This is a genomic window from Brevibacillus massiliensis, assembly GCF_000311785.1.
GTDB classification, from domain to species: domain Bacteria; phylum Bacillota; class Bacilli; order Brevibacillales; family Brevibacillaceae; genus Brevibacillus_C; species Brevibacillus_C massiliensis.
On sequence record NZ_HE978550.1, the window covers coordinates 7,515 to 15,528 of the forward strand.

The following is an 8,014-nucleotide window of genomic DNA, read 5'->3' on the forward strand; positions in this document are numbered from 1 at the left end:
CGGAAGAGAGATAAGAAGCGTGGCTTCAAGACAAAAAGGGAGGCTGAACAGGCGCTAGCCAAGGTATTAAATGAGTTGAATAACGGAACTTATGTTGAACCTACAAAAACACTCTATAAAGAATTCCTAATTGATTGGCTAGAAAACAAGAAACACAGTATAAAGAATCAAACATATAAGAACTACGTCACGGTCTCAAATACTCATATCATTCCTGAACTTGGTAATTTAACGGTTCAACAACTAAACGCTATGGTACTCCAGAAGTTTGTTAATTCACTTTGCCATAAGGCCTTGTCCAGTGCGTACATCAAGAAGGTATTAGACGTTGTCAATGGTTCACTTGAAAAGGCGAAGCGGCTAGGTATAATAACCAACAACCCTACAGAGCTAGTTGAAAAACCACGTATAGCTAAGAAAGAGATGAAAGTTTGGGATGTAAACGAAGTGGAAAGGTTCTTAAAGGTAGCTGACTCTGACCGTCTATATATTGCCTTTTTACTTGCGATTACAACGGGTATGAGGCAAGGAGAGATATTAGGGTTACGTTGGAAGGATATTAATTTCGAGAACCACACCTTAAGTATACGTCAGACACTCAGTCACGATGGGAAGACATTAGTATCAGAAGCAAAGACACGTTCCTCTCTGCGTTCTATTCATCTTCCAGAAGTTACATTACAAGCGCTGAAAAAACATCGTACTACCATTAGGCAAGAGAAGCTAAAAGTGGGTGGGCAATACAAAGATCAAGACTTGGTGGTATGTACCTCTATAGGTACACCAGTTACACCAAGAAATCTAAGTAGAACATGGTACAGGCTGATTAAAGAATCAGGTGTCAATCCAATCCGGTTCCATGATTTACGTCATACTCATGCCACCCTTCTTCTAAAACAGGGTATTCATGTCAAAGTAGTTGCAGAGCGTCTAGGACACAGCAATACCAGAATGACACTGGACACATACAGCCATGTTCAGCCCACCATGCAAGCAGAAGCCTCAAATGCAATTAACGAGTTATTATTCAAGAAAACAGGTAACTAGAGCCTTTGGTCACCAAATGGTCACCAAAAGGCATTGAGGTGACCGTACGCTCTTACTTGTACAGAAACAGAAAAAAGAAAAACCCCTGATTTCTCAAGGGTTTTTACGTTTGTTTTATGGTGATCCGGACTGGGTTCGAACCAGCGACCCCCACCCTGTCAAGATGGTGCTCTCCCAACTGAGCTACCGGATCATATTTTATCGCGTCAACAAGATTCATTCTAGCAGATCTTCTATCGAAATGCAAGACTTTTTTTGGTGGGCCCTGTAGGACTCGAACCTACGACCAATCGGTTATGAGCCGACCGCTCTGACCAACTGAGCTAAGGGCCCTTCTAAACGTCCAAGCAGAAATGTCACGAAAATAAATATAACTCATTTGGGCAAAAATTTCAAGACCTAAATAAAAAAAGTGTTGTACGTCTGTGATATTGTCATCCTGTAACCCTTCAGTGAAAATGTCACTATGGGACAGGAGAGAATCACTTTGACAAGAGTAGAGTTGCATCGTTACAAAGTCATCAGACAACATGTTGAAGGTTTCATCACTGGAGGTGAGGCAGCAGAACTACTCGGAATCAGTATCCGCCAGGTTTATCGCTTAAAAAAACGAGTTCTTGAAGAGGGGGAAATGGGCATCATTCATAAAAACAGAGGGCGAAAACCTGCACATGCTATTCCTGACGAAATGAGGAAAATCATTTTAGAGCTTTACACGAGTGATCGTTATCGCGACTGCAATGATCATCACTTTGCTGAACTCTTGGCGAAACATGAAGGGATCGAGGTGAGCCCCTCTACCGTCCGTCGAATTCGTTGTGACGCTCAGATGAAACCCAAACGCAAGAGACGGACTCCAAAGGCCCATCGTCCAAGAGAACGCAAGCCCCAAGCTGGGATGTTGGTTCAAATGGATGCGAGCCCCCATCATTGGTTAGAGGATCGAGCAGAGCCGTTTTCCTTGCATGCTGCTATCGATGATGCCACAGGGAAAATTGTGGCTGCCACGTTCCGTTCACAGGAAGATGCTGCAGGCTATTTCATGATCACTCAACAGATGATTGAGAAACACGGGATTCCCATGGGAATCTATTCCGATCGCCACACGATCTTCCGTTCACCCAACGAAAAACAGACCATTGAGCAAGAATTGGCAGGTGAACCTATGCCGCTGTCGCAATTTGGTCAAGCCTTAAAGGAGTTAGGCATCACTCATATCAAGGCGACGACTCCACAAACCAAAGGACGAATAGAGCGTCTTTTCCAGACCTTGCAGGATCGTTGGGTGGTCGAGCTTCGCATTCGCGGAGTCAACACGCTTGAGGGGGCCAATAAGATCCTCCCCGAACTGATCGAAGATCATAATCAAAAGTTCGCGGTTGAGCCACAGGAACCGGAAAGTGCTTTCGTTCCCCTTCAGCCAGGACAGTCACTAGATCTGATCCTGTGCTTTCGGGATCGACGCACACTCGGACCGGGAGAAACGATATCTTACCAAGGTAAGACCTATAAGATCCATACCACGGAACAGAAGCAAGCCATCCCGGTTAAAACACGTGTCGAGGTTCGTAAGACATTGGATGGAAAGCTGTTTATCTGGTACAACGGAAAAGGCTATCCCTTGCGGGAAACTACCAAACCACAACACCAGACGGCCCCCAAAAAAGAAAAGGCGAGCTCGGAGAAGAAACCTCACAAGCCCGCTGCCAATCATCCTTGGCGACAATTCCCTAAGTCTAGGATACCACGACGGGCTTAGAATTTCTACTTGTTGTTTAATCAACAGACAGGCCATCCTTCATCCCTTAATCAGCGTATGGCTTGTATCGCGAAAGAAATCAAGGGCGAGCGTTAGCGAGGGCTTTGCCATTACCCTTGATGACGAGAGCGATACAAGCTAATATCCCTCACGGGATGAAGGGAAAGAAAAAAGTGACAGAATCATTGACGTTTTAATATGACATTTTCACTGGCGCTTGACAGACCTAAATAAAAAAAGTTGCAACCAAATACTGGAATCATCCATTCGCTTTTTACATTACCAGAGCAGGGATTTAGATGCCACTTTTTTTTAAAAAGAGGTGTGAACTGACTGCGAAGGGGGAATTAAACATATAGCAGATGTTCCCTCGTATCCAGGTATAACTTGATGCCCACAACAAAAAAATGATATTCCGCCGCCAACACAATTCATGATTTAAATGCACTGCTGCTCCCAGGATTTACTCACATCTGGGCATCTCACATCTATCACCTCACCTCCTGCATCCCATCCCCACCAAATCATCCATAAAAATTTTCAAATTATTTTTAAAAAACTCTTCCATATTTGGAATAATCATGATATCATATTTACAGGGCTTCTCCACTCTGGGGTGTTCTTCTCGCGCTTAAACACCTTTCCGAACGGAGAAGTCCTTCCTTATTTTTATGTTTATGCTCTCATTTCCTTGCCCTTCCATGCAGGCCATCCTCATTTTTTCTTTTCATTCGCTTCCCTCTATTCTCGTTCCTCATCCAACAGCCGCTTCCAAAACGTCAACTAAAAATAGTAGGCATAAAAATCGCAGACAGTCTTGGCTACCAGAAGAAATAAGCCAAATGAAGAAAACCACCCCTTTCCAATCACCAGCAACCCCTGATCCAGCCCCTCGTTATCCATCTTGCACTCCGTACGGCATATCAAAGACCAGGAGCGTGCAATTTCCATTATGCATGCACTTACATCACCACCCCTCACGATCACTTTCTCACCGGAACACGCGTTTTACATTTCCTGCATCCTGTAGCCGCTTGTCACCTGCCACTTATCCCTCATTACTTATCACCAACCAAACCTTCCGGAAATCCCACCCAATCCAGCCTCTCCCCACGCCTCCCTTCGCCACCACCCTTACCCCTCCCCCACCAGCACCAGAATCTTTCAACCGCAAAACTACTAAAAACAAATACTTCCCCTTTCATCACAACCAAAACACTCCCCCCTACCCCCAAAAACCACCTGCCTTCCATCTCCCACCTCCCCAACTCCCGCCACCAAAACAAAAAGCGAGGCCCCCAGCCCCGCCTTTCGTTTCCCCAAGGGAACAATCCCCTCAGCCTCAGCCTCAACCACCACACCCCACACCCATCAGCTCGCCTGATCAGACGACCCCGTATGTTCATACCGGCTCTCCAACTCCGCCTTTGCCTCCATCTCATCCCGGAGGCGGTGAGCCATCCGGCTCGAAGCGTTGGCGGCGATGCTGCATATCAGGTCGTCGAGAAAGGTGTTTACCTGTCCCGAACGCTTGGTATCCAACCGTTTGATGACACCCATCTTCTGCTTGTCGAGATGGCCAAAAGTCGTCACGGCGATGCTGCCGTAGCCAAAGACCGAACCGAGCGCAAGCGTCTCATCGCAGCCGAACAATCCCTCGTCAGTGGCGACGATCGTCTGCAGCGGCTCTGACAGCATGCCTTTTTCCGCCAGCATGTCGAGCTCTACCCCGACGAGGATGGCATGCTGGATCTCCCGCTTTTCCAAAACAGCCAGTACACTCTTGATGCACGGCTCCAGGGTCAGTTCCGGATGGTAGGGGGACTGCATCAGGTAGACGATCTCGGCGATGTCATCGATGCTGATCCCGCGCTCGTGCAGCCGCTTGAGCGCTGCGCTTTTGACTTCTCTGCTGTGTACCTGTTCGATCAAACAAAATACAGCTCCTTCCTCAATAAAATGAAGTCATGCATTACTATATGATTGAGTTCGCATCAAGTTGCGGCTGACTCCCGCTGAATGAGCGGTTTGTCCAGTGTGCCGACAGCCCGGCTTCCGGCTTTTTTCCGCTTTTGGCGAAATGATATAATCAAAACAGCTTTACGGAAGGGGGCTTTCGCGTTGATCCAGGAAGTGACGCTCAAGAGCAAATACCTCGGCAGCGCTGAGCGGATCCTCGTCTACACGCCGAACCGATACTCGCCGCTGTACTCCTACCCGGTCCTGTACGTTCAGGATGGAGCGGACTATTTGTCTCTCGGACGACTGGCAACCTTGCTTGAACAGATGGCCGCAGACAAACAGGCGGAAGATGTCATCGCCGTCTTTTTGCCGGTCGACCCGGCCGAGCGCGGGCGGCGCTACCATCCGGGCGGTTCGGCGCATGCGGCGTACAAACGCTTTCTGGCGGAGGAGGTCGCCTCTTACGTCGATCGGCACTACGCCACGACTCCGCTGGGCGGTGCCCGGACTCTCTTGGGAGATTCGCTCGGGGGCGTCGTTTCGCTGTTTACGGCCCTGTCCTATCCGCATACCTTCAGCCGTGTCGCCTGCCAGTCGGGGGCTTTTGACGACAAGCTGTGCCGTATGGCTGACCTGAGCGGAAGACTCGACCAGTTGACTGTCTACCTGGAAGTAGGGGATGCCGAGAGTGCCGTGAAGACGGCCCACGGGACGCTCGATCTGCTCTCTGGCAACAGGATGATGGGCGATGTGCTGCAAAAAAAGGGGGTCACCCTGACGCTGGAAACGTTCGCGGGTGACCATACCTGGGGGAGCTGGCAGGCGAATTTGCCCCGGATTATTCGTTACTTTTTTGGGCATCCTTTACAATGTGCTCATTCATCTTGAGTAAGTGCTCGTCAGCTTGCGCCGGTACGATCGCGTCGTCGATTTCCAATCTGCGAACCGCAAAGATGAGCGAGAGGATCAGTAATGACAGCATGAGTACGACGAGAAAAGAATACGTCATCAAGTGAGCAATCTCCAAGGTAACACCTCCCTTTTCCTTACATTCTTTCCTTGAACGCAAGGAATATACGGGAGAGTGCTGGCCCATACACAAAAGGTGAATTTTCTGGTAAAATAGATGGTATTCTTTTTTGTATGAAAACGTAAGGAGGGGTTCCTATGAAGTACAGCGTCGTCATCTTTCCGTCCAGCAAAGTCCAAGAAACCGCCAATTCCTACCGGAAGCGGTACGATACAGCCTACGCCCACATTCCGCCATATATCCGCTTGAAAGAAGCTTTTGATTTGGAGGAAGAGAAGCTGCCGCAGCTTGTCAGCCACCTGCAGCAAGTAGCCGACACCACCAGCGCCTTCTCCGCCCGTTTCCATCGCGTCTCAACCTTCCATCCGACGAATAACGTCATCTATCTGGCCATTCAAAACAAGGAGCCGTTTGTTGAACTGCACGAAAAAATCAACGCATGCTGTGGAGAGAGCAAAGAATTGTACGCTTTCGTGCCCCACCTCACCATCGGGCGCGACCTGACCGACGACGAATTGAAAGACGTATACGGACAGCTGAGCATGGTAAAATTCGATCTGACCTCGGAGATCGACCGCTTTCACCTGATCTATGAGCTGGCAGACGGCATCTGGAGCGTCTACCAAACATTCTTGCTGAAAAAATAAAGCCATGCAAACAAATCCTTCCTCTACAGGGGGGATTTTATCTGTTCGCGCCGATCGCGAAAAGAGGGAGAGGGAGCAATCATCATGGACAAGCTTTTTGACATTCGGGTCGTCCGATCCGCACAGGAAAAACAAGACGCGCTGAAGGTCCGGCGCATCGTTTTCATCGACGAACAGCAGGTTCCGGAAGACCTTGAGATTGACGAGCACGACGAGGATTCGGCCGACACGCTTCACTTCGTGGCCTATCGGGAGGGACAGCCGGTCGCTGCCGGCAGGCTGCGCAGCTATGGGGAAGGCACAGGCAAGGTGGAGCGCATCGCCGTGCTGAAAAGCGAGCGCGGTACCGGAATGGGCCGCCAGATCATGCTGGCCATCGAAGAAGCCGCTGCCAGACAGGGGTTCAAATCTCTCAAGCTCAATTCCCAGTGCCACGCCCAGCCTTTCTACGAAAAATTGGGTTACGAGCCGTTTGGCGACGTGTTTGAGGACGCCGGCATTCCGCACATCGCCATGAAAAAACAACTGTAACACTGGCGCATGCTGCAAGCCCTCCCGGATCGCCGGGAGGGCTTGATTTGATTCCATATCTAGTCGCCGGACAGCGTACCCTGCCGCTGCTCGGCAAGCTGGCGAAGGCGGACGACGGCGGAATGATCGGCTGTCGATGAACCCAGCATCGCATGGTACGGTTCCCCGCCCCGCCACCCGTGAAAATCCGAACCCCCGGTTTGGATCAGCCCGCATTCGTCTGCAAGCTTGCGGTAACGGTCAACCGCCGCTTCGTCGTTGTCCGGATGCCAGACCTCGATCCCGTCCAATCCGTACCGGATAAGCTCCCTGACCAGCACATCGTTGCCGTATAAGCCAGGATGGGCCAGGACAGCCACCCCGCCCGATTGGCGAATGAGATCGATCGCCTGCTGTGGCGAGATCCTGGGCGGGTTGACGTAGGCAAGTCCTCCTTTCCCCAGGTACTTGTCGAACGCTTCCTGCATCGAAGCCACATATCCCCGCTCCACCATTTCCTCGGCGATGTGCGGCCGGCCGATGTTTTTATCTGCTCCCTGCTTCCTGCGGTACACATCCTCCAGCGTGATGGCAAAACCCAATTCCTGCAGGCGTTCGATCATCAGCCGGTTGCGCTCAAACCGCGTTTTCCTCAGCTCCGACAGCGACTCTTGGAACGCCTCGGACTGATAGGGGATAAAGTAGCCGAGCACGTGGATATCCTGCCCGTCGGCAGATGAACTGATCTCTACTCCCGGAACCACCTCTACTCCCCATTCGCGGCCCGCCTCTACCGCCTCCGCAATGCCCGCGACGATATCGTGGTCGGTAATGGCGACAGCCGCCAATCCCGCTTCTTTGGCCAGACGAACGTTTTCCCTCGGAGTGCACGTCCCGTCCGACGCTTTTGTATGTGTATGCAGATCTGCCCTGTGATTCATGCTCATACGTCCTCTTCCTTTCCTTTGAAGTCTGAAAGCGCCTTCCCCCTCATATATCTAAGGAAAGCAAAAATGTAAAATCTAGGAGGATGCTCATGCAACTGAGAATCAAATCGCT

8 protein-coding genes and 2 tRNA genes are annotated in these 8,014 nt (G+C 50.2%); 5 read left to right on the forward strand and 5 right to left on the reverse strand.

What is annotated here, in order from left to right; translation table 11 throughout:
• The coding region (locus HGBM_RS22860; protein ID WP_019123417.1) for a site-specific integrase at positions 1-1,047 on the forward strand (1,047 nt) is incomplete at its 5' end.
• A gap of 117 nt (positions 1,048-1,164) precedes the next feature.
• Here the strand turns inward: HGBM_RS22860 and HGBM_RS22865 are convergent.
• Together HGBM_RS22865 and HGBM_RS22870 are read right to left on the reverse strand one after the other, a co-directional pair.
• Positions 1,165-1,240 (reverse strand) — tRNA-Val (locus HGBM_RS22865).
• Between the two features lie 63 nt (positions 1,241-1,303).
• A tRNA-Ile gene (locus HGBM_RS22870) sits at positions 1,304-1,380 on the reverse strand.
• Between the two features lie 154 nt (positions 1,381-1,534).
• Here HGBM_RS22870 and HGBM_RS22875 point away from each other — a divergent pair.
• Positions 1,535-2,806, forward strand: a complete 1,272-nt coding sequence (locus HGBM_RS22875) for an ISNCY family transposase (protein WP_019123418.1) — start codon at positions 1,535-1,537, stop codon at positions 2,804-2,806.
• Positions 2,807-4,177: 1,371 nt separating this feature from the next.
• Here the strand turns inward: HGBM_RS22875 and HGBM_RS22890 are convergent.
• The gene (locus tag HGBM_RS22890; RefSeq protein WP_019123421.1) at positions 4,178-4,738 is read right to left on the reverse strand and encodes a phosphatidylglycerophosphatase A family protein; all 561 of its coding nucleotides are present in this window, start codon (positions 4,736-4,738) and stop codon (positions 4,178-4,180) included.
• Positions 4,739-4,927: 189 nt separating this feature from the next.
• On the opposite strand from HGBM_RS22890, the gene HGBM_RS22895 reads away from it, so the two are divergent.
• Positions 4,928-5,656 carry an alpha/beta hydrolase gene (locus HGBM_RS22895; RefSeq protein WP_019123422.1) on the forward strand — a complete coding sequence of 243 codons (729 nt, stop codon included), beginning with the start codon at positions 4,928-4,930 and terminating at the stop codon, positions 5,654-5,656.
• Here the strand turns inward: HGBM_RS22895 and HGBM_RS30530 are convergent.
• Positions 5,607-5,795, reverse strand: a complete 189-nt coding sequence (locus tag HGBM_RS30530; protein WP_147512970.1) for a hypothetical protein — start codon at positions 5,793-5,795, stop codon at positions 5,607-5,609. The genes HGBM_RS22895 and HGBM_RS30530 overlap by 50 nt on opposite strands.
• Positions 5,796-5,935: 140 nt before the next feature.
• Between HGBM_RS30530 and HGBM_RS22900 the strand changes: the two genes are divergently transcribed.
• Together HGBM_RS22900 and HGBM_RS22905 are read left to right on the forward strand one after the other, a co-directional pair.
• A complete protein-coding gene (locus tag HGBM_RS22900) occupies positions 5,936-6,445 on the forward strand; it encodes a 2'-5' RNA ligase family protein (protein WP_019123423.1) in 510 nt (169 codons plus the stop codon).
• A gap of 84 nt (positions 6,446-6,529) precedes the next feature.
• On the forward strand, positions 6,530-6,976 hold the full coding sequence (locus tag HGBM_RS22905; RefSeq protein ID WP_019123424.1) for a GNAT family N-acetyltransferase: 447 nt from the start codon (positions 6,530-6,532) through the stop codon (positions 6,974-6,976).
• Between the two features lie 59 nt (positions 6,977-7,035).
• Here the strand turns inward: HGBM_RS22905 and HGBM_RS22910 are convergent, their stop codons facing one another.
• The gene (locus tag HGBM_RS22910) at positions 7,036-7,896 is read right to left on the reverse strand and encodes a PHP domain-containing protein (protein ID WP_026074609.1); all 861 of its coding nucleotides are present in this window, start codon (positions 7,894-7,896) and stop codon (positions 7,036-7,038) included.
• Positions 7,897-8,014 lie beyond the last annotated feature (118 nt).

What these genes read in the sequence shown, in the direction of transcription:
- HGBM_RS22900 (WP_019123423.1), top strand. Translation starts at nt 5,936, where the DNA reads ATGAAGTACAGCGTCGTCATCTTTCCGTCCAGCAAAGTCCAAGAAACC.
- HGBM_RS22905 (WP_019123424.1), top strand. Translation starts at nt 6,530, where the DNA reads ATGGACAAGCTTTTTGACATTCGGGTCGTCCGATCCGCACAGGAAAAA.
- HGBM_RS22910 (WP_026074609.1), bottom strand. Translation starts at nt 7,896, where the DNA reads ATGAATCACAGGGCAGATCTGCATACACATACAAAAGCGTCGGACGGG.